Raw genomic sequence first — 24,343 nt, 5'->3', positions numbered from 1 at the left:
GGCCGGATCCTGACAGGGTGACCGGTCCGGCTGCGCTCCCTAGCGGGTGGAGCGCAGCAGGTCCAGCAGGTCGTCGACGATGGCGTCCGGTTCGGTCCCGGAGGTGAGGTGTCCGGCCAGCTGCAGCTGGACGGCGCCGTGCACCGCGGCCAGCAGCAGGCAGGTGCACCGCTGGGGGTCCCGGCCGGGCATCTCGCCGCTGTTCTGGCACCGGCGCACCACGTCCGACATCAGCTCGGCCGTGCGCTCGGCCGCCTTCTCCAGTTCGGGCCGGGGGCAGGTCCACGGCCCCCCGTAGATCAGCCGGAACCGCACCGGGTGCTCCAGGGCCCAGGAGACGTAGGCGTGCAGGACGGACCGGAGCGTCCCGCCGGGGTCGTAGGGGGTGTCGGCGGCGCGGTCGATCATGTCCGCCAGCCGGTCGAGCTCCCGGGTGGCGATCACCGCCAGCAGGGACTCCTTGTCCTGGAAGTGTTTGTAGGGGGCCATGTGGGACACTCCGCTCAGGCGACCGACCTCCCGGAGTGTCACCGCCTCGACGCCGCCGCCGTCCAGGAGGGCGGTGGCCGAGGCCAACAGCACGGTACGTGTGTCGTGGGGCATCCCTCCATGCTAGGCCGTGAGGCGGTACAGACCGCGGCCGTTACCCGACGGAGACCGGAACAACGGGGACCGCCCGGGTGTTGAGCCGAGGGGCCGCGAGGACCCCGTCCGCGCCCGTTTCCGTGCGGCCCCCGGGAAAACCGGTTGCCGCCCCTCCTACCCTTGACTATTGATGAGCACCACCACGCCCGCGCCCACCGCGGACCATCTCCGTTCCCGGCTCCGCGACCTCATGCCCGTGGACCGGCACCGGCTGCGCCGCCGTATCGACGGCCTCGCCAAGATGCGCGACGAGCGCCGCCGCGCCTCGGTCCTGGCCCAGATCGCCAGGGACGTCGACGAGGCGCGCCTGCGCGTGGACCTGCGCCGCGAGGCCGTCCCCGAGCTGACCTACCCGGAGTCGCTGCCGGTCAGCGCCCGGCGCGACGACATCGCCGAGGCCATCCGCGACAACCAGGTCGTCATCGTCGCGGGCGAGACCGGTTCGGGCAAGACCACCCAGCTGCCCAAGATCTGCCTGGAGCTGGGCCGCGGCGTCATGGGCACCATCGGCCACACCCAGCCCCGCCGGCTGGCCGCCCGCACCGTCGCCGAGCGCATCGCCGAGGAGGTCGGCACCCCGCTGGGCGCCACCGTCGGCTACAAGGTGCGCTTCACCGACACCTCCGGCGAGGACACCCTCGTCAAGCTGATGACCGACGGCATCCTGCTGGCCGAGATCCAGCACGACCGGATGCTGCGCGCCTACGACACGCTCATCATCGACGAGGCCCACGAGCGCAGCCTCAACGTCGACTTCCTGCTGGGCTACCTCAAGCAGCTGCTGCCCAAGCGCCCCGACCTGAAGGTCGTCATCACCTCGGCGACCATCGACCCCGAGCGGTTCTCGCGCCACTTCGACGACGCCCCCATCGTCGAGGTCTCCGGCCGCACCTACCCGGTCGAGGTCCGCTACCGGCCCATCTCCGAGGACATCCTCGACCCCGAGGAGAAGAACCCGGGGGGCGGGACCGACCGCGACCAGACCCAGGCCATCCTCGACGCCGTCGACGAGCTCTCCCGCGAGGAGCCCGGCGACGTCCTGGTCTTCCTCAGCGGCGAGCGCGAGATCCGCGACACCGCCGAGGCGCTGGAGAAGCAGAAGCTCCGCAACACCGAGATCCTGCCGCTGTACGCCCGGCTCTCGGTCGCCGAGCAGAAGCGGGTGTGGTCCTCCCACTCCGGCCGCCGCATCGTCCTGGCCACCAACGTCGCCGAGACCTCCCTGACGGTCCCCGGCATCAAGTACGTCATCGACCCGGGCACCGCGCGCATCTCCCGCTACTCGCACCGCACCAAGGTGCAGCGCCTGCCCATCGAGGCGATCTCCCAGGCCTCCGCCAACCAGCGCAAGGGCCGCTCCGGCCGCGTCTCCGAGGGCATCTGCATCCGGCTGTACTCCGAAGAGGACTTCCTGTCCCGCCCCGAGTACACCGACCCCGAGATCCTGCGCACCAACCTCGCCTCGGTCATCCTCCAGATGGCCGCCCTGGGCCTGGGCGACGTCGCCGCCTTCCCGTTCGTGGACGGCCCCGACCACCGCCAGATCAAGGACGGCGTCAACCTCCTCACCGAGCTGGGCGCCCTGCACCCGGACCCCTCCGGGGCCAAGCGCCGCCTCACCCCGCTGGGCCGCCGGCTGGCCCAGCTGCCGGTCGACCCGCGCCTGGGCCGCATGGTCCTGGAGGCCGAGAAGCGCGACTGCCTGGCCGAGGTCCTGGTCATCACCTCCGCGCTGTCCATCCAGGACCCGCGCGAGCGCCCCACGGACAAGCAGCAGCAGGCCCAGCAGATGCACGCCCGGTTCACCGACAAGGAGTCGGACTTCCTGGCGTACCTGAACCTGTGGAACCACCTGCGCGACAGACAGAAGGAGCTGTCGGGCAACCAGTTCCGCCGCATGTGCCGGGAGGAGTTCCTCAACTACCTGCGCGTGCGCGAGTGGCAGGACATCCACGGGCAGCTCAAGCAGGTGCTGCGGCAGATGGACGTGGAGGTCCCGCCGCTGCGGCCCGAGGCCGCCGACCCGCGCGCCGTCCACATGTCCCTGCTGTCCGGGCTGCTGTCCCACGTCGGCCTCAAGGACCCCGAGAAGCACGAGTACCTCGGCGGCCGCGGCGCCCGGTTCGCGATCTTCCCCGGTTCGGCGCTGTTCAAGAAGCAGCCCCGGTTCGTCATGGCCGGCGAGCTGGTCGAGACCTCCAAGCTGTGGGGGCGCATGGTCGCCCGCATCGAGCCGGAGTGGGCCGAGGAGCTGGCCGGGGACATCGTCAAGCGCACTTACAGCGAGCCCCACTGGGAGCGCAAGCGCGGCGCCGTCATGGCCTACGAGCGGGTCACCCTCTACGGGGTGCCCATCGTCGTGCAGCGCAAGGTGTCCTACGGGAGGATCGACCCGGAGATGTCCCGGGACCTGTTCATCCGCCGCGCCCTGGTGGAGGGCGACTGGGACACCCGCCACCACTTCTTCCGCGACAACCGCGCCCTGCTGGACGAGGTCGAGGACCTGGAGCACCGGGCCCGCCGCCGCGACATCGTGGTGGACGACGAGACCCTGTTCCGGTTCTACGACGCGCGCGTCCCCGCGGACGTCGTCTCGGCCGCCCACTTCGACGCCTGGTGGAAGAAGGCCCGGCACGAGCAGCCGGAGCTCCTCGACTTCACCCGCGAGGACCTCATCAACGACGGGGTCGCCGCCGTCAGCGAGGACGACTACCCCGACACCTGGCGGCAGGGGGCGCTGGTCTTCCCGCTCACCTACCAGTTCGAGCCGGGCAGCGACTCCGACGGCGTCACCGCGCACATCCCGCTCAAGGTCCTCAACCAGGTGGAGGCCGACGGCTTCGACTGGCAGATCCCGGGCCTGCGCGCCGAGCTGGTCACCGCGCTCATCCGGTCGCTGCCCAAGCCGCTGCGCCGCAACTTCGTACCCGTGCCGGACAACGCCGACCGCGCCCTGGGCGGGCTCACCCCCTACGAGGGGGCGCTCACCGCGGCGCTGGCCGCCGAGCTGACCCGCATGTCGGGGGAGCGGATCCCGGCCGACGCCTTCGACCTGAGCCGCGTGCCCGACCACCTGCGCATCACCTTCCGCGCGGTGGACGACCGGCAGCGTTCCCTGGCCGAGGACAAGGACCTGGAGCGGCTCCGGGCCAAGCTCAAGCCGCGCCTGCGCGAGGCCATCTCCGCCGAGGCCAAGGGCGTGGAGAAGAAGGGGCTGACCGCCTGGGACTTCGGGCCGCTGGAGCGCACCCTGGAGCGCAAGGCGCTGGGCCCCAAGGTCAAGGGGTACCCGGCGCTGGTCGACGAGGGCGACAGCGTCGCCGTGCGCATCTTCGACACCGAGGCCGAACAGCGGGCCGCCATGCGGCTCGGCACCCGCAGGCTCCTGCTGCTCAACCTGCCCTCCCCGGCGGCCGCGGTCAGCAAGGGGCTCAACAACCCCGACAAGCTGGCCCTGGCCGACAGCCCGTACGGGTCCGTCAAGAAGCTCCTCGCCGACGCCGAGGCGGCCGCCGTCGACCACCTGCTCGTCCGCGAGGGCGGGCCGGTGTGGAACGGCGACGACTTCGCGGCCCTGGCCGAGCGCGTCCGCGCCGACCTGGGGGACACCGTCGCGGAGATCCTGCCCAGGGCGGCCCGGGTCCTGGCGCTGTGGCGCAAGGTCACCAAGAAGGTCAAGGGCACCACGTCGCTGGCGGTGCTGCCCTCGCTCAACGACGTCCAGGGGCAGCTGGGCTCGCTGGTCGGCGACGGGTTCATCAGCGCCGCCGGGGTCGGGCGCCTCGACGACCTGCACCGCTACCTGCGCGGGGTCGAGTACCGGCTGGAGAAGCTGCCGGAGAACCCGCGCCGCGATCAGGTCGGCATGTCCAAGGTCGAGCAGATGCGCCAGGCCGTCGCCCGGGCCACGGGGGCGCTCAAGCCCGGCCGTGCCGCCGACCCCGATGTGGCCGAGCTGCGCTGGATGCTGGAGGAGTACCGGGTGAGCCTGTTCGCGCAGGGGGCGATCCGCACCGCCTACCCGGTGTCCGACAAGCGGATCATGAAGGCCGTCGAGGCGGTCAAGGCCGCCTAGGTGTACTGACCATGGAGGTCGGTGACACCGGCCCCGCCTGACACGAACCGGGAGGGCCTCCGGTACCGGTGTGGATCGGCGACGTCCCACCGGCCGCCGGGAGGCCCTCGATGCCTCGCACCACCCGCGTCGACGCCCGCCTCACACCCGCGGGCAGCCTCCCGCGGCGCCGCCTCCGCCCGGACGGCCCCGGGCCGCTCCGCGCCCGACGCCTTGCGGGAGGCCGCCCGTGTTCGTCGTCCCGCAGGAGGTCGCCGGGAGGCCGCCCGTGCTCCTTCGGCGCGAGCGCCGGACCGCACGGGAGCATCCGCCGAGCACGTCCCGGGAGGGGCCGTCCGGGGGCCGCGACACGGCCCCCCGGACGGGCGGCCCGGCGCCCGGCTCAGATCCCGAGGACGTCCCCGCCGCGCCGCGCGTCGTTCTCCTGCTTGGCGCGGAAGAAGTCCCCGCCCTTGCGCAGGGTGTCGTCGGTGCCCCAGTCCTCCTCCGGACCGACCTTGCGCAGGTGGGGGATGTGCTTGCGGCAGTGGATGTAGGCCTCCTCGACCTGCACCAGCAGCCACATCTGCGCCCGCTGGCCCGGGACCTGCGGCAGGGGCAGGTCCCGCACGTGCGCGCGCAGGCGGTCGTCCTCCATGATCTTCACGCGGCCGTTCACGTGCAGGCCGATCCGGTCGCGCTGGAAGTCGAGGAACATCAGCCCGATGTGCGGGTTCTCGGCGATGTTGCCCGCGCTGGCGAACACGCCGTTGCCGCGGTACTCGGGGAAGGCCAGGGTGCGCTCGTCGATGACGTGCACGAACCCGGGGGGCCCGGCCCGGAAGCTGGAGTCGCACTCGCCCCGGTCGTCGGCCGTGGCGATGAAGAGCATCTCCTGGCGGGCGATGAAGGCCCGCATGTCGCTGTTGAGGTGGTTCAGCATCTGGTCGCGGTAGAAGCGCGCCGCGCGATCGGACGTCCCCATGACCTGCTGGACGTACCGTTCGCCCTCGGTGCCGGTCGCGGTGTTGTGGCTGGTCTGAGTCATGAAACCGGGCTTTCGACGGTGGACGTGCGTGCGTTCGGGGAGGGGTCGGGCGAGCGCCCCGTCAGCGTGAGTGCCGGCCCGGGGTCCCGGCCGGAGCCCGCCCCGGAACCTGGTACTGGGGTCCGTTCGGGATCCGGTCCTCGCCCAGGCCCCGGGCGCGGGGCGGCGCGGGCGGCGTGTCATCGCCCTCGGCCCCGGCGATCATCTGGGCGGTGATCCACTGGTAGACCAGCACCCAGGCGGAGCTCATGGAGGAGGTCCAGGTGGGCGAGACCTCGCTGACGGCGCGGACCAGGGCGCGCCCGACGTACGGGTAGTGCTCGGGCACCACGCCCAGCTCCCGGTGGTGCTGGCGGCCCAGCCTCCTGAGGTGGTGGGCCACCTCGTCGGGGTCGTCGAGGTGGCGGACCACGGACAGGAGCGCGTCGGCCATCCGCTGCTGCTGCGGCCTGATGTCGTCGGCGAACATGCTCCGCACGGAGGGCACCATCTCGAACAGGTTGTCGTAGAAACTCCTGGCCAGGCGGGCCGAGCCCTCGGGGATGTCCACGGACGAGAGGCGGACCAGTTCGATGGTCTCCCGGTCGGGAAGCGGCACTTCGGATACACGGCGAAGGGTCAAGGACGGTCCAAGGTTCGAATGAGCGGGGAACCACGGCTGGTGAGCGCACGAGGCGGCGCGCACTCACGGTCACCGGGGTCGGAGGGGCCTGCACCGGCGTTTCTCGGCGGGTGCGGCGCGTCTCGCGCGGGCCCGGGGGGCCGTGAGTCCGTCCGCGGGCCCAGAGGTCGTTCCACCTGGGCTCCGAGGGAAGCGAACGGACGCGTGGGGTGTCAGTGTTCCTTGTTGCTTTTGTGGCCTTTTGGGGAGGACTGTAACAGATCCGCTACGTGGAGGAACCCTCCGCGAGGTCCAGCGCCGGTTCTCCCGCCCGGAGCGCGGGACGGTAGCATGCGGCGGTGGCGCAGGCCACGGTTCGTGCAGACGCGTGAGAAACGAGGTCCCCGGTGGGCGACTGGGCAAGCGGACGACGGCTCCTGCTCGTGGGCACCTACACCCCGGACTCCGACCCCCCGGGCGCGGGCCGGGGCATCCACCGGGTCGGCTTCGACCCGGTGACGGGGGAGCTGTTCGACCAGGGCGTCGCGGCCGAGACCCCCGGTCCCTCGTTCCTGGCCTACCGGCCCGAGCCGCCGACGGTCTACGCGGTGAACGAGCGGGCCGAGGGCACCCTGGCGGCCTTCCGCGTCGACGGCGACGCCGGCCTCACCGGGATCGGAGAGGTCCCCACCGGCGGCGGCTCGCCCTGCCACGTCCGCTACCTGGGCCCCGAGCAGGTGGCCGTCGCCAACTACGCCGACGGCGTGGTGAGCTTCGTGCCCACCGACGCCGAGGGCCGCCCGCACCCGTCCGGCCGCGAGCTCGGCCACCGGGGGCACGGCCCGGTCTCCGACCGCCAGGAGGGCCCGCACGCGCACAGCACCGCCGTGGTCATGAACTCCCACGAGCGCCGCCTGCGCTACCTGCTCGCCGCCGACCTGGGCGCCGACGAGCTGCGCGTGTACCAGTACGCCGTGCCGGTCGAGGACGAGGAGCCCGCGCGCCCGGAGGAGGGCCTGTTCGGCACGGTGAAGCTGCCCGCCGGCACCGGCCCCCGCCACATGGCCGTCAACGGCGACCACGTCTACGTCGCCGGGGAGCTCGACTCCCGGGTCCACGTCGTCCGCTGGAACCCGCGCCGCGGCACCGGCGAGCACCTGGGGTCGGTCCCCTCCCTGGGGGGCCTGCACGAGGCCAACTTCCCGGCGGAGATCGCCCTGCACCGCCTCAAGGTCGACGGCCGCGACATCGCCGACGGCGACGCCCTGCCGATGACCACCACCTACGAGGGCCGGGTGTACGTGTCCAACCGCGGCGCGAACGCCGTCTCCACCTTCGCCGTCCGCGACGAGGGCGCCCGGCTGGAGCACCTGGCCGACACCCCGGTGGGGGACTGGCCCCGCCACTTCGCGGTCATCCGCGGCCACCGCGACGAGCCGGACCACCTGGTCGTCGCCGCCCAGAACGGCGACGAGCTCCGCTCGCTGCGCATCGACCCCGACACCGGCGTCCCCGCCGACACCGGCCACCGCCTGGAGATCCCGGTCCCGGTCTGCGTCCTGCCGGTCCCCATCAACCGCATCCGCCGCACCTGCGACCGCCCCTGAACCCGGGCACGGCCCGGGGCCGGGGGCGCGGCCCGGCGGTCACCCCCCGGCGACCGCCGTGCCCCTGAACCCGATGGGCCCCTCACCGGCGCGCTGGTAGTAGCCGAGGAACCCCGCGGCCCCCTCCCCGAACGCCACGGAGCCGGTGTTCTCCCGCTGGTCGCGCCAGGTCACCCGCTCCAGCGGGGCGCCGCCGTCGTCGACGGCCAGCCTCAGCTCCCCGGAGGAGTGCCAGCCCCCGCCCCAGCCCTCCTCGGTCCGGAAGCGGTGCACGGTCACCCCCTCCGTGCCCCCGGGGCGGGCCCGGCGGTCCCGCAGGCGGCCGCGGTACTCGGCCACGCCGCCGTCCGCGGCCCGGTGGAAGCCGTGGAACTCCTCCAGCGCCGACTGGAAGGACACCGAGGCCTCCGACCCGTCCGCGCGGCGCCAGGAGAGCTGGGCGATCGGGGCCCGCTCGCCCCGGTCCACGTGGACCACCAGCGTCCCGGCGTCCTCCCAGCGGTGCGGTCCGCCCTCCGGATCGTGGACCAGCGTGCGGGTCGCGTAGCGCAGCACCGACCGCTCGTCGGCGGCCGCGAGCATCGCCCGCGCCGAGAGGCCCCGCTCGTGGACCGAGTCGAACGTGATCCGGTACAGCCACAGCAGGGTGCGGGCGTCGGCGCCGCTGCGCACGGTCACCCGGTTGCGGCCCGGCCGCAGCAGCGCGCCCGGGACGGAGAACACGCAGTCCTGCGGCAGGTCGCCGCCGCCGGGGACGGTCATCCGCGACGCCACGGGCTCGCCGTTGACCAGAACGGTCAGGGGGGCGTACCCGGCGGAGCGGCCGCTCTTGGAGACGAGCGCCGTCACCGTCAGGATCCCCTCGGCGATCCTCTCGGCGGCGTCCAGATCGAAGTCGGCCCTGACGGCGCCCCCGGCGTTCAGCGCGAGGTGGTTACCGCCGAACGAGCAGTGCTCGTACTCCACGGCGGTGTCGGCCAGGCGCGCCGGCTCGACGGACAGGTCGGCGTAGACGGGTTCCATGGGGAGGTCTTTCCAGTGGGCGCCGGGCCCGGGGGCCGCGGCGGCGGGACGGGGAGACCCGGAGCGTACCGCCCGTCCGCGACACTCACGCCCGCCCCGGTGCCCGCGGCACGGGCCGGGGCCCGTGGAGGCCAGGGGTGTGAGGTGCGTCTCAGGGGGAGGTCGACAATTCCCGCCGGGGCGGTTCTGTGCATCCCCGCCATCCCGCCGGCGGACCCCGATAACGGACAATGGGTGCTGTTCCACTCCTGTTCAGCCTCCCGAGGGGAAGCCCATGCCCACGACCCGGACCGCCGGCATCCGCTACCGCGGCCTCACCGCGCGCGACCTGGCGCTCATCGCCGTGTTCGCCGCGTTCATCGCCGTGCTCAGCATCTCCGGCCAGATCACCGTGCCGCTGTCCCCGGTGCCGATCACGCTCCAGACCCTGGGCATCATGCTGGCCCCCGCCCTGCTGGGGTGGAAGCGCGGCACCCTCGCCGTCGCGGTCTTCCTCGTCCTGGGCCTGGCGGGCCTGCCCCTGTTCGCGGGCGGCGCCGGCGGCCTGGGCGTCCTGGCCGGGCCCTCCGCCGGGTTCATCGTCAGCTGGATTCCGGCCGCCCTGGTCATCGGGTTCCTCACCGACCTCATGGTCCGCGGCGGCCGGTACCGGTTCTGGGCGGGCCTGGCCGTCAACGTCCTCGGCGGCGTCCTCGTCGTCTACGCCGTCGGCGTCCCCTGGCTGGGCGTCGCCATGGGCAACGACCACCTGGCCGCGCTGGTGGCCATGGTCGCCTACCTGCCCGGCGACCTGGCCAAGGCCGTCATCGCCTCCCTCATCGCCGCCGCCGTCTACCGCGCCTACCCGATCCCGCCCGCCGGGCGCCCGGTGATCGAGGAGGCCGGGACCGGGGACAAGGGGGACGGTGCGGCCAGGGGCGAGGGCGCCTGATGCTCCGCCTGGAGGGTGTCTCCCACTCCTACGAGGCGCGGCCGGTGCTGCGCGACATCACCCTGGACCTCGCCGAGCACCGCATCGGCGTGATCGGGGCGAACGGATCGGGCAAGTCCACGCTCGCCCGCACCCTCAACGGCCTCGTCGTCCCCGACGCAGGCCGGGTGACGCTGGGGGAGTGGGACACCCGGCGCCACGCCAGGCACATCCGCCGCAGGGTCGGGTTCGTCTTCTCCGACGCCGCCAACCAGATCATCATGCCCACGGTCGCCGAGGACGTGGAGATCGGGCTGCGCTCCCGCAGGCTGGGGCGCGAGGAGACGGCCCGGCGGGTCGACGCCCTGCTGGAGCGCTACGGCCTGGCCGGGCACCGCGACCACCCCGGCCACCTGCTCTCCGGCGGCCAGAAGCAGCTGCTGGCCCTGGCCTCGGTCCTGGCCACCGAACCCGAGATCCTCGTCTGCGACGAGCCCACCACCCTGCTCGACCTGCGCAACACCCGCATGGTCCACCGGGTGCTCGACACCCTGGAGCAGCAGGTCGTCCTGTTCACCCACGACCTCGACCTGCTCGGCTCCTTCGACCGGGTCCTGGTGGTCGACGAGGGCCGGATCGTCTTCGACGGCCCGCCCGCCGACGCCGTCGACCACTACGTGAAGCTCATGGACGACCGCCTCCTGGACGACCGGTGAACACGCTCGGCCTCTACATCCCCGGCGACGGCCTGCTGTACCGGTTGAGCGCGGGCACCAAGCTCGCCGGGCTGCTCGCCGTCTGCGTCGCGGTCATCGCCCTGGCGCACCCGTGGGTGTCGGTGGGGCTCCTGGCGGGCGCGGTCCTGCTGTACCCCGCGGTGGGGCTGCCCTTCCGGCGGGTCCTCGGGGTGCTGCGCGGACTGTGGCCGTTCCTGCTGGCGATCGGGCTGTTCCAGGCGGTCTTCGGCGACCCCCTGACCGCGGTCCGGCTGTGCTCCCAGCTGCTGGGGCTGGTGGTGCTGGCCAACGCGGTCACCCTCACCACCCGGGTCCGCGAGATGCTCGACCTGTTCGAGCGCCTGGCCCGGCCGCTGGCCCGGTTCGGCGTCGCCCCCGAACGCGTGGCCCTGGTGCTGGCGCTGACGATCCGCTCCATCCCCATGGTCGCCGCCGCCTGGCGCGCCGCCGTCGAGGGCTACCGCGCCCGGGGCCTGTCGGGGCGCCCGTACCTGCTGGTCACCCCGCTGATCGTCCAGCTGTTCCGGATGGCCGAGGCCACGGGCGAGGCCCTGGTGGCCCGCGGCATCGACGAGGACGCCGGTGCCTGAGCCCGCGTTCCCGCCGAGGAAACGCCGTCTCACGGCCGTGTTACGTCCGTACCGATTCCGTATCGGCCCTCGGGACAGAGGGATTCGAGCGGGATAATGGGTGCACCAAGTCACTGAGCGACGTTCGATGAACCGGTGATCGTGTGCCCCGGCGCCTCCCCGCCGACATCCCCCCGTTCCCCCGCGGCCTGAGCACCCTCCTGGTGGCCGCCCTCGCCCTCCTCCTGGCCGTGTCCCCGTCCGCTCCCTCCGGGGTCCTGCCCGAGGCGGCCCCGGCGCTCGCGCGCGCGGTGCCGGCCGGGGGCCTGCGGCCGCAGGCCCTCCTCCCGCTCGTGACCGCGCCCGCCACCGGCGGGGCCGTGCTCACCCCGGAGCGCTACGAGGAGCTGGACGCCCGCGTGGCGCGGACCATCGCCGACAGCGGGGCCCGCGCCGGGATCGCCGTCCAGGACCTGCGCACCGGCGCGACGTTCAGCCACGGCGCCCAGGAGGGCTTCGCCACCGCGAGCGTGGCCAAGCTGATGATCACCGCCATGCTGGTGCTGCACGCCCGGGACGAGGGGCGCGAGCTCACCGCGGCCGAGCGGTCCCAGGTCGAGGCCATGATCCGCTACAGCGACAACGACGTCGCCAACGGGCTCTACGAGAGGATCGGCTACAACCCGGGCTTCGCCGAGGGGGCCGAGCGGCTCGGGTTCACCGGGACCGAGCCCCACCCGAACGGCGTGTGGGGCGGCACCCTGACCACGCCCGCCGACCAGATCCGGCTGCTGCGCGCCCTGTACACCGAGGAGGGGCCGCTCACCGCCGACGAGCGCGCCCACATCCGCGGCCTGATGGAGACGGTCGCCCCGGAACAGGCCTGGGGCGTGTCCGCCGCGGCCGGACCCGGGGACGTCGTGGGCCTGAAGAACGGCTGGACGCCCCGCGAGTCCGACGGCGGCCGCTGGCTGGTCAACAGCGTCGGCTACGTGGCCGGGCCCGACCGCCAGTACCTCATCGCGGTCATGTCCGAGGGCAGCCGCGACTACACCTCGGGCGTGGCCCTGACCGAGGAGCTGGTCACCACGGTCACCTCGGCCCTGGAGGACCCGCCGGGCGGACACCCGGCGGGCCGACCGGGACGCTAGTCGAGGGGGCCGCCGGCCACGTAGAGGACCTGGCCGGAGACGAACCCGGAGTCCTCGGAGGTGAAGAAGGCCACCGCGTTGGCGATGTCCTCGGGCAGGCCCACCCGCCGGACCGGGATCTCCGCCTCCTTGAACTTCTTCATGTCGTCGTAGGAGATGCCGATCCGCTCGGCGGTGGCGCGGGTCATCGCGGTCTCCACGAAGCCCGGGGCGACCGCGTTGACGGTGACGCCGAACTTGCCCAGCTCGATCGCCAGGGTCTTGGTGAAGCCCTGCAGGCCCGCCTTGGCGGCGGAGTAGTTGGCCTGGCCGCGGTTGCCCAGCGCCGAGGAGCTGGACAGGTTGACGATCCGGCCCCAGTTCTGCGCGGTCATGTGCGCCTGGGCGGCGCGGCTCATCAGGAAGGAGCCGCGCAGGTGCACGTTCATGACGGTGTCCCAGTCCGAGGCGGACATCTTGAACAGCAGGTTGTCGCGCAGCACACCGGCGTTGTTCACCAGGATCGACGGTGCGCCCAGGCGCTCGGCGACGGTGTCGACGGCCGCGGTGACCTGGTCCTCGTCGGCGACGTCGCAGCCGACGGCCAGGGCGGTGCCCCCGGCGGCGGTGATGCGGTCGACGACCTCCTGGGCGTCGGACTCCTTCAGGTCCAGCACGGCGACGGCCCGGCCGTCGGCCGCCAGGCGCTCGGCGGTGGCGGCGCCGATACCACGGGCCGCTCCGGTCACAATGGCCACACGAGGCGTTGCGGACATGGGTTACCTCCAGAATTCACGTGGTGGGCGCGGGGGAATCCTATCGACATTCCTACCGGTCGGTAAGCGGCCGGGGGGCCTTATCCGGTCCCTTCCCGGACGGGCCCGCACGCCGCCACCTGGGCGTCCCCGAGCCGCGGAAAGAAGTGCGCCATCGGGTCCCCCCGTTTTCCTGCACACCGCCCCCGCTTGGCCTACGATGTCTGCAAGGCCAGGATGCACGTGCATTCGATCCGTGCAGCAGCACGCGCCCGACCTGCTCGGGGAGGAGTGGAAGGCATGGAGTGTGCGGAGGCGGTCATGGAGCCCGCCGGAGGTTGGTGGCTCAGGGTCCTCACCCACGGCTCCCGGCGCTGGAACACGCCCCTGTGCGGGGACCGGCACGACGCCGTCACGTGGACCTTCGCGCCGCGCCCCCACTCCGTGTCGGCCGCACGCGAGATTTCCGACGCCCTGCTCCGGGAATGGGGTATGGGGCACTTGTCCCCCGATGTCTCCGTGGTCGTTTCGGAATTGGTCACCAATGCGGTACGCCATGGCGGGCCGCTGGTCTCGACCGGGCCGGGCGGCGGGGGTATTCAACTCTCCCTGATGAGAAGCGGCCGTGAATTCATCTGCGCGGTTCGCGACGGCGGAGATCGGCTGCCGCGCAGAAGGAGGTCCGACCCGACCATGGAGGGTGGCCGGGGACTTGCCTTGGTGAGCGCCTTCGCGCGAGAGTGGGGTGTGATTCCCACTCCCCCCGGGGGAAAGTTCGTTTGGGCGCAATTCGTGTGAACCGCCGGTGCCGGGCCGGCGTCCTTCGCACCGCCCCCGAGCGGACCGGATCCGCGGAGTGGCGGGGACCGGAGGAGCCGACCCCGGTACCGCGATCACATCGGCTATATCGTGTACCCGGGTGTCCCGCGCAGCGGACGCCCGTTGCGGGAATGACAGGGAGGCGGCGAACGTGGATATCGCTCGATTGCGCAAGGGGAGCGGCCCCACCGTGCGTCGCATGCTGCTCGGCCAGGAACTGCGCAGCCGACGCGAACAGCGTGGTATCAGCCGGGAGGACGCCGGGGCGCGGATTCGGGCTTCGGCGTCGAAGATCAGTCGCATGGAACTCGGCCGGGTCGGTTTCAAGCTGCGCGATATCGAGGACCTCCTGAAGTTGTACGGCACCGACCGCCGCACGATCAAGGAAATGCTCGAAGTCGCGAAGGAATCCAACAAGCCCGGATGGTGGAAGGACTACGGCGACTCCCTCCACAAGTGGCTGACCCAGTACATCGGGTTCGAGGAGGCCGCCGACCAGATCCGCATCTACGAGTCGCAATTCGTCCCGGGCCTGCTGCAGACGGAGGAGTACGCCCGCGAGATCATCTTCGGCGGCGTCGACGCCCCCGACACGGTCGCCGAGCAGCGGCTGGCGGCGCGGCTCAAGAGACAGAAGCGGGTCGAGACGGACGAGGGCATGCGCATGTGGGTCGTCCTCGACGAGGCGGCGGTCCGCCGCCCCATCGGCGTGGGCATCCGGGGCCTGGGCGTGATGCGCCGCCAGATCGAGCACCTGATCCGGCTCAGCACGGAGAAGGACAACATCACCATCCAGATCATCCCCTTCTCGGTGGGCGCGCACGCCGCCGAGGCGGGCTCGTTCACGCTGCTGCGCTACTCCGACTACGAGCTCGCCGACATGGTGTACCTGGAGCAGCTGCACGACGGCGAGCTCAACGACCGCCCGAACGTGGTCGAGGCCTACACCAAGGCGATGACCAGGCTGAGCGTCTCGGCGGCCACCCCCGACGAGAGCCTGGAGATGCTCCGGTCCATCCTCGCCGACTTCACCGAGGCCGACGAAGGCCCCGACGGCGAGGCGGCCGGCCTGGGCTGACCCCGTCGGACCCCGCAGCGGCACCCCCGAGCCGGCCCGCCGAAGCGGCCGGAACGGCACACGGCCGAAGGACCCCGTCCCCCGACGGGGTCCTTCGGCGTTCCGCGCGGTCTCTTTCGCGGTGTGCCCGGGGCGTCCGCCGCTCTCCGGACGGGGCCGTTCCACGCCTGCGCGGGGGGTCCCACCCCTGGGGTGCGACCCCCCGCCCGTGGCCTGGAGGGAGAGCGGTGCGGCCTCAGCCCAACAGGTTGTCGAAGTCCCCGTCCTTGGCGCCCAGGATGAGGCAGTCGATCTCCTCCTGGGTGTAGACCAGGGCCGGGCCGGCCGGGAAACGGGAATTGCGGACGGCGATGGAGCCGTCGGCCAGGCGGGCCATCTCGACGCAGGCGCCCTGGGAGTTGCTGCGCTTGGCCTTCTGCCAGGCGGCCTCGGTCAGCTCGGTCGCGTTGATGCCGTTGTACGGGGTCATGCCCACTTCTCCTTCGGAGTCACTCGAGGGGATGTGCCGTGCGCCTGCACTGCCAAATGCACGTGCAAGAGCATTGGCACGTTCATAAGCATAGCGTGACCCTCGCCACTTGTCCGAGAGTTAGCCATCCTGAGTCCCACGTGATACACGGGGCGCCCGACCAGGGGTCTTCTCCATGGCGAACCGTGCGAACACGGACACGGCTCCCCGGCGCGCAGCACGACGCGGCCCCGCCGGACGCCTCGGGGGCGTGTCCGGCGGGGCCGCGCGGAGAGCAGGGGTCAGGAGCAGACCAGGGCGGCCCGGAGCGCCTCCAGGTTCCCGCGCATGATCGACGGGTAGTCGTCGCCGGGGGAGGCGTCGGTGACCCCCTCCAGCGGGTCGAGCACCTCGACCGCCGCGCCGGTCTCGCCGGCGATGGTCTGAGCGGTCTCCTCGGGCATGAGCGGCTCGGTGAAGATCGTGGTGACCCCGTGCTCCTTGACGAAGTCGGCGATCTCCGCGATCTGGGTGGGGGAGGGCTCGCTGTCGGGGTCGACCCCGGAGATGCCCACCTGCTCCAGGCCGTAGTGCTCGGTCAGGTACGAGAAGGCGGTGTGGCCCACCACGACCTCGTTGTGCTCGCAGGAGGCCAGGCCGTCCTCGTACTCCTGGCCGATCGCCTCCAGTTCGGCGGTCACCGCCTCCGCGTTGGCGGTGTACTCGGCGGCGGCCTCGGGGTTCAGCTCTCCCAGCCGCTCGCCCAGGGCGCCGGCGACCTGGGACATGAGGTCCACGTCGAGCCAGAAGTGCGGGTCGAGGTCGCCGTGGTCGTGGCCGTCGCCCCCGGCCCCCTCCTCGGCGTGCTCCTCCTCGGCGTGGGCGTCCTCCTCGTGCCCGTGCGCGTCCTCCTCGTGCCCGTGGGCCTCCTCGCCCCCGTGCCCGTCGTCCTCCCCGTGCTCGTGCCCGCCCTCCCCGGCCGGGTGCAGCTCGACCACGTCGGCCACGTCCAGGGCGCGGTCGGACGCCTCCTGCTCGACGGCCTCGTCCACCGCGGGCTGTAGCCCGGCCACGTAGAACGCGAGGTCGGCCTCGGTGAGCTCGCCGATCTGGCGGCCGGTCAGCTCCAGGTCGTGGGGCTCCATGCCGGGTTCGGTCAGCTGGACCACCGCCACGCCGTCCCCGCCGACCTCGCGGGCCAGCCACTCCAGGGGGTAGACCCCGGTGACCACGGTCAGGTCGGCGTCGGCGGGGTCGGGGCCCTCCCCGCCGGCGGGGGAACCCTGGCCACCGCAGGCGGTGGCCGTCATCAGTGCCACCGCGGACAGGGCGGCGGTTCGCAGGATCGTACGCATGGGACCATCATCGGGAAAATGAAAATGGTTGTCAATTTGACCCTTATGTCCGGCCCCGGTCCCCGCTCAGGTGACCTCGGCGAAGCGCTCCACGTCGTCGGTCCGCCCGGCCACCACGATCACGTCGCCCTTCTGCAGCACGGTCTCCTCGGTGGCGTAGGTGAAGGCCGAGTGGAGGCGCTTCACGGACACCACCGTGATCCCGTACTTCTGGCGCACCTTCGTCTCGCGCAGCGGCTTGCCCAGCAGCTCCTTGGGCGCCTTCGTCTTGCCCAGGGAGAACCCCTCCTCGAGCTCCACGTAGTCCAGCATGCGGCCCGACACCAGGTGGGCGACGCGCTCGCCCATGTCGTGCTCGGGCAGGACCACGTGGTGGGCCCCCACCTGTTCGAGGATGCGGCCGTGGCGCCTGCTGATCGCCTTGGCCCAGATGTCGGGCACGCCCATGTCGACGAGCTGCGACGTGGCCAGGATGCTCTCCTCCAGGTGGGTGCCGATGGCCACCACCGCGCGCTGGAACTGGGGCGCGCCGACCTGCCGCAGCGCCTCGTCGTCGGTGGCGTCGGCGATCACGGTGTGGGTCAGGGCGTCGGCGTAGGCCTGGACGAGGCGGGGGTTGGAGTCGACGCCCAGCACCTCCCAGCCGTGGTTGACCAGTTCCAGTGCGAGGGAGCTGCCGAAGCGGCCCAGCCCGATGACCAGAATGCGCTTGTCCCTGAGTTTCGTCTGTTGGGGCATGTGGGTGCTCCTAGAGGATTCGTGGTCAGCCGATGATCGGGCGGGCCTCGGCGAGATCGTAGCGGCGCTTGCGTTCGCGGAAGGCGATCGCCGTGGCGAAGGTGACCGGTCCGATGCGGCCCGCGGCCATGAGGAAGGTGACGAAGATCTGGGCCCACGGGTCCAGCTGAGGGGTGATCCCCGTGGAGAGCCCGACCACCCCGACGGCCGACACGACCTCGAAGAGGGTGTCCATGAAGCTGAAGGGTGTGGTGTGCAGGAGGATCACCGTGCTCACCGCGACCACGGTCATCGACAGGAACGTCAGGCTCAGCGCCTGCCGGATGACCTCGGGCGCCAGCCGGCGGCCGAACACGTGGACCCGGTCGTGCGCCCGGACCTCGGACCACACCACCAGGAAGAGGACGGCCAGGGTGGCGACCTTGATCCCGCCCGCGGTCCCGGCGCTGCCGTTGCCCACGAACATCATCATGACGGTGAGCAGCAGGGTCGAGTCGTACATCGAACCGGTGTCCGTGACGTTGAACCCGCCGCTGCGCGGCATCACCCCGTGGAAGACCCCGTCGGTGATCTTGGCCCACCAGTCCAAACGGCCCAGGGTGAGCGGGTTGTTCCACTCCATGACGATCACCAGCACGATGGTGATGAGGAAGAGGGCCGCGCTGGTGGTGACGGTGATCTTGGTGTGCAGGCTCCAGGTCTGCGGGGTCCGGTAGCGGCGGCGCAGCTCGATCAGCACGGGGAACCCGACGCCGCCGAGGATGACCGCGGAGGCGAGGGGGAACAGGATGAACGCGTCCCCGGAGAAGCGCGTCAGGCTGTCCCCGTACAGGGACAGCCCGGCGTTGTTGAAGGCCGAGACCGAGTGGAAGACGCCCGAGTAGAGGGCCTCCCAGAAGGCCATGTCGTAGCCGAGCCACATCCTCGGGAGGACGAGCGCCAGGACGGCGCCCTCCAGGATCAGGCTCACCTTCAGCACCCGGGTCGCGATGCCCCGGACGTCCCCGACCGCCAGGGCCCGGTTCTCCGCCTGCACGTTCAGCTCCATGCGCAGGCTGAACCTGTGGATGATGGCCACGCCCATCAGCGAGGCCAGGGTCATGATCCCCAGTCCGCCGGTCTGGATCATCACGAGGATGACGAGGTGGCCGAAGAACGAGAGCTGGTCGCCGATGTCGATGACGCTCAGGCCGCACACGGCCAGGGCCGACGTCGCGGTGAACAGGGCCTCGGTGAAGGTGAGGGGCTCGCCCGTGGCCGCGAACGGGGTCATGAGCAGGAGCGTCCCGAGCAGGTCCACGACGAAGAAGATCAGGACGAATGCCCGGGCGGGCTTGCCCCAGGCGTTCTTGCGGTGGTGGACGGGCCCGCTGTCGAAGCCGGTGTGGCGCCGGCGCGGAGTCAGCCGCACGCGGAGGTCCCGCAGCGCGGCGGCGCTCCGGGACATCCGGGTCGTGAAGGCTCTCAGGGCTTGCCTCATGTCCTCGTCATTCCACCGCTTCGTGCAGGTCACCGTCGTTCGACCCGAACGATTGTGCCAGCAGGGGGCGACCGGTCCGTCCCAGGGTGGGACGGGCGAGGATGTGTCGCCGTTCCCCGTCAGTCGTGGCGTGCGCCCTCGTGGTCGGCGTGCCCGGGCGGCTCCAGTTGGAGGGTGGAGTGCTCGACGTCGAAGTGCCCGGCCAGGCAGGCGTGGAGTTCGTCCAGGGTGCGCCCGCAGTCGCGCAGCCGTTCCTCGGGGACCACCACGTGCGCCGACATCACCGGTACCCCGGAGGTGATGGTCCACACGTGCAGGTCGTGCACGTCGACCACGGCCGGGTGGTCGAGCAGGTGTCCGCGCACCTCGTCCAGGTCCATGCCGCGCGGCGCGGACTCCAGCAGGATGTGCACGGCCTCGCGCAGCAGCGACCAGGCGCGGGGCACGATGATCGCGGCGATGAGCAGCGAGACGACGGTGTCGGCCTGCGTCCAGCCGGTGAGCCAGACGACGAGGCCGCCGACGATGACGCCGACCGAGGCCAGGGCGTCGCTGACGACCTCCAGGTAGGCGCCCTTGACGTTGAGGCTCTCCTTGGCGCCCGAGCGCAGCACCAGCGCGCCGACGATGTTGGCGACCAGGCCGACGGCGGCGACCACGACCATGCCGGGGCCGGACACCTCGGCGGGGGAGCGCAGCCGCTCGACGGCCTCCACGACGATGAACGCGCACAGGACGAACAGCACCAGGGCGTTGACGGCGGCGGCGAGGATCTCGGCCCGCTGGTGGCCGAAGGTGCTGCGCCCCCGGGCGGGGCGGGCGGCGATCCACACGGCGACCAGGGCCAGCGCCACCCCGAAGGAGTCGGTGACGGTGTGCCCGGCGTCGGCGAGCAGGGCGAGGCTGCCGCTGAACGCTGCGCCCGCGACCTGGACGACGGCGACGCCGAGCATGAGCGCGAGGACGAGCGCGAGCCGTCCCCGGTTGGCCGCGCCCGCGGTGTGTCCGTGGCCATGGCCGTGGCCGTGTCCGGCGCCCATGGGTCCCCCTTCTCGTGTGCGTGCTCCCGCGTGCGTGCGCACGTCGGTTCAGTCACCACTGTTTATACAGTCTGCGCTGTCTATACAGCAAGCTATGTACAATGGTTTTCATGTTGACCTCCGAGCAGCGCCTCTCCGCCATCCACCGGCTCGGCCGCGCCCTGTCCGACCCGACCCGCTGCCGCCTCCTGCTGGCCCTGCTCGAGGGGCCCGGCTACCCCGCCGACCTGGCCGAGCACCTGGGCCTGACCCGCCAGAACGTCTCCAACCACCTGGCCTGCCTGCGCGACTGCGGACTGGTGCGCACCCACGCCCACGGCCGCCGGGTCGCCTACGAACTGGTCGACTCCTCCCTCGCCCACGCCCTGGAGGACCTGCTGCGCGTCGTCTGGGGCACCGGGCGCCCCCACGAGGCCCCCGGCGACGACGCCGGGCGGGACGCCGGGGCCGAGCGCCGCGCGGGCTGACCCGTCCGGCGCACCCGCCTCCCGCGTTGCCCGGCTCCCCCATAGCGCGTTCCCGCCGCCGTTGTTGCGGATGACCGGAACCTGCCACTGTGATGCCCGTTACAGGGGTCCGGGGGTGGTGGAGCGTGATGAAGTCCCATGTCCCGCCGGGGAATCTCCGACTTCTGTCGGATGTCCCTAACTTTGGTCAGGGGCCGACCCTGACAGAAGACTGACGCGTCCCTGAAAGCCCCCCGATCCGCGTCCGAGGACGAGAAGTCCCGATATAACGCGACGTATCGTGGGGAGGCGCCCGGCGGATGCAATGCCCGGCGGAGCACCCGGGGGACGGGACGGTCCCGCGGGCGGATCCCGCCCGGACGAGGGCGGCACGCCTTCGACGGCATCCCCACCACACGACTTCGAGGACCGACCGCCGCCCGGCGGCGACGACCCGGCGCACACCGCGCCGACCGGTCCAACGTCCGCAGCGAGTAGGAGCGAGAACCTCTCATGTCCAGATCGGCTTTCAGGACCCCGCACGCGGGCTCCCCCCGCACGGAAGGGGCGACCGGATGAACCGCCTCGCGGTCATGTCGCTCAAGAACCGGGCGCTGGTACTGCTCATCACCCTGGCCGTGCTCTTCTTCGGCGTGCTCGCCGCCGGAGCCGCCAAGCGGGAGCTCTTCCCGCAGATGTCCCTGCCGATGGTGATGGTCACCGGCACCTACCAGGGCGCCTCCCCGCAGGTCGTGGAGAACCAGGTCACCGTGCCGCTGGAGCAGGCCGTCCAGAGCGTCGCGGGGGCCACCACCGTCACCTCGACCTCCAGCAGCGGGACCGCCCAGGTCACCGTCGAGTTCGACTACGGCGCCGACCAGGACGACCTGGTCCGCCAGACCCAGATCGCGGTCGACCAGGTCGCGGGCATGCTGCCCGAGGACGTCGAGACCAGCGTCATGTCCTTCAGCCTCGACATGATGCCTGTCGTCATGCTCGCCGCGGGTGCCGAGAACGGCGACGACCAGGGCATGGTCGAGCCGCTGGAGACCCACCTCATCCCCGAGTTGGAGTCCGTCGAGGGCGTCCGCTCGGCCACGATCACCGGTGCGATCTCCTCCGACCTGGTCATCACCCCGGACGAGGACGAGATGGCCGAGGCGGGCCTCACCGCGCAGGACATCACCCAGGCCCTCCAGGGCAGCGGGCAGCTGGTGCCCGGCGGCGACGTCGACTCCGACGGCCGCACGCTCAACGTCACCACCGGCGCCCAGTTCACCTCGGTCGAGCAGGTCGAGGACATCTGGATCCGGCCGGCCGCCCCGGAGGCCGGCGCCACCTCGGCCATGCCCGGCGCGCCCCCGGCCGCCCAGCCCGAGCCCGTCCGCCTCTCCGAGGTCGCCGACGTCGAGCTGGTCCGCGACGAGGCCACCACCCTGGCCCGTGTCAACGGCGACCCGAGCGTCGGCGTCATGATCATGAAGACCCCCGACGGCAACACCGTCGAGGTCTCCGAGGGCGTCCAGCGCGTCCTCGACGAGCAGGCCGACGTCCTCGGCGACGACATCGAGATCAGCGTGGTCTTCGACCAGGCCCCCTACATCAACGAGTCCATCCTCGCGATGCTCGAAGAGGGCGGCATGGGCCTGGCGGCCGCCGTGATCGTCATCCTCGTCTTCCTGCTGTCGATCCGCTCCACCCTGGTCACCGCGGTGTCCATCCCGGTGTCGGTGCTGATCGCCTTCCTGGGCATGCAGGCGTTCGGCTTCACCCTGAACATGCTCACCCTCGCGGCCATCACGATCTCCATCGGCCGCGTCGTCGACGACTCCATCGTGGTCCTGGAGAACATCCGCAGGCACCTGGACTACGGCAAGGAGAAGATGGAGGCGGTCAAGACCGGTGTCCGCGAGGTCGCGGGCGCGGTGGTCTCCTCCACCCTCGCCACCGTCGCGGTGTTCCTGCCGCTGGCCTTCGTCGGCGGCATGGTCGGCGAGCTCTTCATGCCGTTCGCGGTCACCGCCAGCCTCGCCCTGCTCGCCTCGCTGATCGTGTCGATCACCATCATCCCGGTGCTCTGCTACTGGTTCCTCAAGCCGCGCGACATCGGCGACGCCACCCAGGAGGAGATCGAGCGCGAGGAGACCGAGCGCGAGCTGCGCAGCCCGCTGCAGCGCGCCTACATGCCGGTCATCCGGTGGATCACCACCAAGCGCAAGCAGGCCACGATCGTCACCCTGGTCGCCTCCGCGGTCATCTTCGGCGGCACGGTCTACATGGCCGGCCAGCTGGAGACCGACTGGATGGGCCAGTCGGAGGAGAACACCTACGCCCTCAGCCAGGAGCTGCCCCCGGGCACCTCCCTGGAGGAGGCCGACGCCGAGGCCGTCAAGGTCGAGGAGATGCTCGCCGGGTTCGCGTGGGTGGAGTCGTACCAGACCAACGTGGGCGGCAACGCGATGGCCGGCCCGTTCGGCGGTGGCGGCGCCTCGCAGATCGACTACACGATCACCGCGGACCCCGACACCGACCAGGAGCGCAACCGCGAGGTCCTGCGCGACTCCCTGGAGGACCTGGACACCGACTACGAGCCGACCATGAGCGCCATGGGCGCGATGGGCGCCGGCTCCGGCATCGAGGTCCGGGTGACCGCCGACGACCAGGAGGTCCTGGCCGAGGCCGCGGACCTGGTGGAGGAGGAGCTGCGGGGGATCGACGGCGCCGCCGACGTCGTCAACGGCATCTCCGCCACCCAGCCCGCCATGGAGGTCCGCGTCGACGGTGAGAAGGCCGCCGAACTGGGCCTGACCGAGGCCGCCGTGGGCGGCCAGGTGAGCGCCGCGTTCAACGGGCAGAACACCGGGACCGTCACCGTCGACGACAGCCGCCGCGACATCGTGGTCCGCGCCGTCGAGGCCCCGACCACCGTCGAGGAGCTCGAGGAGCTGGTGGTCGTCTCGCCGACCGCCGGGCCGGTGGAGCTGTCCGAGGTCGCCGACGTGGTCGAGGTGGAGCAGCCGCCGCAGCTCACCCGCATCGACGGCATCACCAGCACCACCGTCGAGGCCAGTGTCACCGCCTCCGACCTGGGCGCGGTCAGCGCCGAGATCACCCAGGCGCTCGACACGATGGACCTGCCCCAGGGCGCCACCGCCACGCTGGGCGGTGTCAGCCAGGAGCAGAGCGAGGGCTTCATGCAGATGGCCCTGGCCATGCTGGCCGCCGTGGTCATCTGCTACCTCATCATGGTCGCGACCTTCAAGAGCCTGCTCCAGCCGTTCATGCTGCTGATCTCGATCCCGTTCGCGATCACCGGCTCGCTGGCACTGCTGCTCGTCACCGACACGGCGCTGGGAATCGCCGGCCTGGTCGGCATGCTGATGCTCATCGGTGTGGTCATCACCAACGCCATCGTCCTGATGGACCTCATCAACCAGAACCAGAACCGGGGGATGCCGCTCACGGAGGCGATCGTGGAGGGTGCCCGGCACCGTCTGCGCCCGATCCTCATGACGGCCCTGGCCACCGTCGCGGCCCTGACCCCGATGGCGCTGGGCATCACCGGCGGCGGCGCGTTCATCTCGGCCCCGCTGGCGCTCGTGGTGATCGGCGGCCTGGTGACCTCGACCCTGCTGACGCTGATCCTGGTCCCCGTCCTCTACCAGCTGGTGGAGTGGGGCAAGCAGCGCCGGGCGGCCCGCAGGGCCTCCCGCGAGGAGCTGCGCCGCTCCAAGCGCGCGGCCGCCTCCGCGTCGGCGCGCGAGAAGGAGACCGTCGGCTGACGCTGGGAATCTCCAGGTGAGAGGGCGTCCCGTGCTCCGGCGCGGGGCGCCCGTCGCCGTTCCGGCCCCGGGGACGGG

At 71.9% G+C, this 24,343-nt stretch carries 20 protein-coding genes; 10 read left to right on the top strand and 10 right to left on the bottom strand.

The features are described from left to right. Positions 1 to 39 precede the first annotated feature (39 nt). Positions 40 to 603 (bottom strand): TetR/AcrR family transcriptional regulator, encoded by a 564-nt coding sequence (locus ABZ249_RS21285; protein ID WP_355265612.1) that lies wholly within the window; start codon positions 601 to 603, stop codon positions 40 to 42. Positions 604 to 775: 172 nt separating this feature from the next. On the opposite strand from ABZ249_RS21285, the gene hrpA reads away from it, so the two are divergent. Further along, the gene (gene hrpA / locus ABZ249_RS21280) at positions 776 to 4,720 is read left to right on the top strand and encodes an ATP-dependent RNA helicase HrpA (protein WP_355265609.1); all 3,945 of its coding nucleotides are present in this window, start codon (positions 776 to 778) and stop codon (positions 4,718 to 4,720) included. A gap of 382 nt (positions 4,721 to 5,102) precedes the next feature. On the opposite strand, the gene ABZ249_RS21275 is transcribed toward hrpA, so the two are convergent. Further along, a complete protein-coding gene (locus ABZ249_RS21275; protein WP_355265606.1) occupies positions 5,103 to 5,747 on the bottom strand; it encodes a pyridoxamine 5'-phosphate oxidase family protein in 645 nt (214 codons plus the stop codon). A 61-nt stretch (positions 5,748 to 5,808) separates the two neighbouring features. Continuing rightward, the gene (locus tag ABZ249_RS21270; RefSeq protein WP_355265603.1) at positions 5,809 to 6,369 is read right to left on the bottom strand and encodes a globin domain-containing protein; all 561 of its coding nucleotides are present in this window, start codon (positions 6,367 to 6,369) and stop codon (positions 5,809 to 5,811) included. 386 nt (positions 6,370 to 6,755) lie between these two features. On the opposite strand from ABZ249_RS21270, the gene ABZ249_RS21265 reads away from it, so the two are divergent. Next, entirely contained in the window at positions 6,756 to 7,955 is a 1,200-nt protein-coding gene (locus ABZ249_RS21265; RefSeq protein ID WP_355265600.1) for a lactonase family protein, read from the top strand. A 39-nt stretch (positions 7,956 to 7,994) separates the two neighbouring features. On the opposite strand, the gene ABZ249_RS21260 is transcribed toward ABZ249_RS21265, so the two are convergent. Continuing rightward, complete coding sequence (locus tag ABZ249_RS21260) at positions 7,995 to 8,978, bottom strand: hypothetical protein (protein WP_355265597.1); 984 nt, start codon at positions 8,976 to 8,978, stop codon at positions 7,995 to 7,997. Between the two features lie 274 nt (positions 8,979 to 9,252). Here ABZ249_RS21260 and ABZ249_RS21255 point away from each other — a divergent pair, with 274 nt between their 5' ends. From ABZ249_RS21255 to ABZ249_RS21240, 4 genes are all read left to right on the top strand, one after another. After that, on the top strand, positions 9,253 to 9,909 hold the full coding sequence (locus ABZ249_RS21255; protein WP_220562837.1) for a biotin transporter BioY: 657 nt from the start codon (positions 9,253 to 9,255) through the stop codon (positions 9,907 to 9,909). Next, positions 9,909 to 10,604 carry an ABC transporter ATP-binding protein gene (locus ABZ249_RS21250; protein WP_220562836.1) on the top strand — a complete coding sequence of 232 codons (696 nt, stop codon included), beginning with the start codon at positions 9,909 to 9,911 and terminating at the stop codon, positions 10,602 to 10,604. The genes ABZ249_RS21255 and ABZ249_RS21250 overlap by 1 nt, the downstream gene beginning before the upstream one ends. Continuing rightward, positions 10,601 to 11,215: an energy-coupling factor transporter transmembrane protein EcfT gene (locus tag ABZ249_RS21245; protein ID WP_355265592.1), complete on the top strand. Its 615-nt coding sequence runs from the start codon at positions 10,601 to 10,603 to the stop codon at positions 11,213 to 11,215. Before ABZ249_RS21250 ends, ABZ249_RS21245 begins: the two co-directional genes overlap by 4 nt. A 143-nt stretch (positions 11,216 to 11,358) precedes the next feature. Further along, the gene (locus ABZ249_RS21240) at positions 11,359 to 12,345 is read left to right on the top strand and encodes a serine hydrolase (protein WP_355265589.1); all 987 of its coding nucleotides are present in this window, start codon (positions 11,359 to 11,361) and stop codon (positions 12,343 to 12,345) included. Here the strand turns inward: ABZ249_RS21240 and ABZ249_RS21235 are convergent. Next, positions 12,342 to 13,100 (bottom strand): SDR family NAD(P)-dependent oxidoreductase, encoded by a 759-nt coding sequence (locus tag ABZ249_RS21235; protein WP_355265586.1) that lies wholly within the window; start codon positions 13,098 to 13,100, stop codon positions 12,342 to 12,344. The genes ABZ249_RS21240 and ABZ249_RS21235 overlap by 4 nt on opposite strands. A gap of 279 nt (positions 13,101 to 13,379) precedes the next feature. Between ABZ249_RS21235 and ABZ249_RS21230 the strand changes: the two genes are divergently transcribed. Together ABZ249_RS21230 and ABZ249_RS21225 are read left to right on the top strand one after the other, a co-directional pair. Continuing rightward, complete coding sequence (locus ABZ249_RS21230; protein ID WP_220565305.1) at positions 13,380 to 13,877, top strand: ATP-binding protein; 498 nt, start codon at positions 13,380 to 13,382, stop codon at positions 13,875 to 13,877. A 220-nt stretch (positions 13,878 to 14,097) separates the two neighbouring features. Further along, positions 14,098 to 14,976 (top strand): helix-turn-helix transcriptional regulator, encoded by an 879-nt coding sequence (locus tag ABZ249_RS21225; RefSeq protein ID WP_355265683.1) that lies wholly within the window; start codon positions 14,098 to 14,100, stop codon positions 14,974 to 14,976. A gap of 235 nt (positions 14,977 to 15,211) precedes the next feature. Here ABZ249_RS21225 and ABZ249_RS21220 read toward each other — a convergent pair whose 3' ends face one another. From ABZ249_RS21220 to ABZ249_RS21200, 5 genes are all read right to left on the bottom strand, one after another. Beyond that, positions 15,212 to 15,445: a DUF397 domain-containing protein gene (locus ABZ249_RS21220; protein WP_220562832.1), complete on the bottom strand. Its 234-nt coding sequence runs from the start codon at positions 15,443 to 15,445 to the stop codon at positions 15,212 to 15,214. Between the two features lie 281 nt (positions 15,446 to 15,726). Then, entirely contained in the window at positions 15,727 to 16,779 is a 1,053-nt protein-coding gene (locus ABZ249_RS21215) for a metal ABC transporter substrate-binding protein (RefSeq protein WP_355265583.1), read from the bottom strand. Between the two features lie 66 nt (positions 16,780 to 16,845). Continuing rightward, on the bottom strand, positions 16,846 to 17,517 hold the full coding sequence (locus ABZ249_RS21210; RefSeq protein WP_220562830.1) for a TrkA family potassium uptake protein: 672 nt from the start codon (positions 17,515 to 17,517) through the stop codon (positions 16,846 to 16,848). A gap of 25 nt (positions 17,518 to 17,542) precedes the next feature. Further along, positions 17,543 to 18,997: a potassium transporter TrkG gene (locus tag ABZ249_RS21205; RefSeq protein WP_355265579.1), complete on the bottom strand. Its 1,455-nt coding sequence runs from the start codon at positions 18,995 to 18,997 to the stop codon at positions 17,543 to 17,545. Between the two features lie 119 nt (positions 18,998 to 19,116). Beyond that, complete coding sequence (locus ABZ249_RS21200) at positions 19,117 to 20,037, bottom strand: cation diffusion facilitator family transporter (protein ID WP_355265576.1); 921 nt, start codon at positions 20,035 to 20,037, stop codon at positions 19,117 to 19,119. Positions 20,038 to 20,147: 110 nt separating this feature from the next. Here ABZ249_RS21200 and ABZ249_RS21195 point away from each other — a divergent pair, with 110 nt between their 5' ends. Together ABZ249_RS21195 and ABZ249_RS21190 are read left to right on the top strand one after the other, a co-directional pair. Beyond that, the gene (locus ABZ249_RS21195) at positions 20,148 to 20,504 is read left to right on the top strand and encodes a metalloregulator ArsR/SmtB family transcription factor (protein ID WP_355265573.1); all 357 of its coding nucleotides are present in this window, start codon (positions 20,148 to 20,150) and stop codon (positions 20,502 to 20,504) included. Between the two features lie 554 nt (positions 20,505 to 21,058). Beyond that, positions 21,059 to 24,265, top strand: a complete 3,207-nt coding sequence (locus tag ABZ249_RS21190) for an efflux RND transporter permease subunit (RefSeq protein ID WP_355265570.1) — start codon at positions 21,059 to 21,061, stop codon at positions 24,263 to 24,265. The last annotated feature ends 78 nt before the right edge of the window (positions 24,266 to 24,343 follow it).

Origin of the sequence: Nocardiopsis sp. NPDC006139, from assembly GCF_040614155.1 — a bacterium.
Classification (GTDB): domain Bacteria; phylum Actinomycetota; class Actinomycetes; order Streptosporangiales; family Streptosporangiaceae; genus Nocardiopsis; species Nocardiopsis changdeensis.
The sequence above is the reverse complement of the archived record's forward strand: the minus strand, read 5'-3'. Positions and strand labels throughout refer to the sequence as shown.

Bases quoted from the DNA above. Each gene is read 5' to 3' on its own strand.
- ABZ249_RS21285 (WP_355265612.1), bottom strand. From the start codon at position 603: ATGCCCCACGACACACGTACCGTGCTGTTGGCCTCGGCCACCGCCCTC.
- hrpA (WP_355265609.1), top strand. From the start codon at position 776: ATGAGCACCACCACGCCCGCGCCCACCGCGGACCATCTCCGTTCCCGG.
- ABZ249_RS21275 (WP_355265606.1), bottom strand. From the start codon at position 5,747: ATGACTCAGACCAGCCACAACACCGCGACCGGCACCGAGGGCGAACGG.
- ABZ249_RS21260 (WP_355265597.1), bottom strand. From the start codon at position 8,978: ATGGAACCCGTCTACGCCGACCTGTCCGTCGAGCCGGCGCGCCTGGCC.
- ABZ249_RS21255 (WP_220562837.1), top strand. From the start codon at position 9,253: ATGCCCACGACCCGGACCGCCGGCATCCGCTACCGCGGCCTCACCGCG.
- ABZ249_RS21250 (WP_220562836.1), top strand. From the start codon at position 9,909: ATGCTCCGCCTGGAGGGTGTCTCCCACTCCTACGAGGCGCGGCCGGTG.
- ABZ249_RS21235 (WP_355265586.1), bottom strand. From the start codon at position 13,100: ATGTCCGCAACGCCTCGTGTGGCCATTGTGACCGGAGCGGCCCGTGGT.
- ABZ249_RS21230 (WP_220565305.1), top strand. From the start codon at position 13,380: ATGGAGTGTGCGGAGGCGGTCATGGAGCCCGCCGGAGGTTGGTGGCTC.
- ABZ249_RS21225 (WP_355265683.1), top strand. From the start codon at position 14,098: ATGCTGCTCGGCCAGGAACTGCGCAGCCGACGCGAACAGCGTGGTATC.
- ABZ249_RS21220 (WP_220562832.1), bottom strand. From the start codon at position 15,445: ATGACCCCGTACAACGGCATCAACGCGACCGAGCTGACCGAGGCCGCC.
- ABZ249_RS21215 (WP_355265583.1), bottom strand. From the start codon at position 16,779: ATGCGTACGATCCTGCGAACCGCCGCCCTGTCCGCGGTGGCACTGATG.
- ABZ249_RS21210 (WP_220562830.1), bottom strand. From the start codon at position 17,517: ATGCCCCAACAGACGAAACTCAGGGACAAGCGCATTCTGGTCATCGGG.
- ABZ249_RS21205 (WP_355265579.1), bottom strand. From the start codon at position 18,997: ATGAGGCAAGCCCTGAGAGCCTTCACGACCCGGATGTCCCGGAGCGCC.
- ABZ249_RS21200 (WP_355265576.1), bottom strand. From the start codon at position 20,037: ATGGGCGCCGGACACGGCCACGGCCATGGCCACGGACACACCGCGGGC.
- ABZ249_RS21195 (WP_355265573.1), top strand. From the start codon at position 20,148: ATGTTGACCTCCGAGCAGCGCCTCTCCGCCATCCACCGGCTCGGCCGC.
- ABZ249_RS21190 (WP_355265570.1), top strand. From the start codon at position 21,059: ATGAACCGCCTCGCGGTCATGTCGCTCAAGAACCGGGCGCTGGTACTG.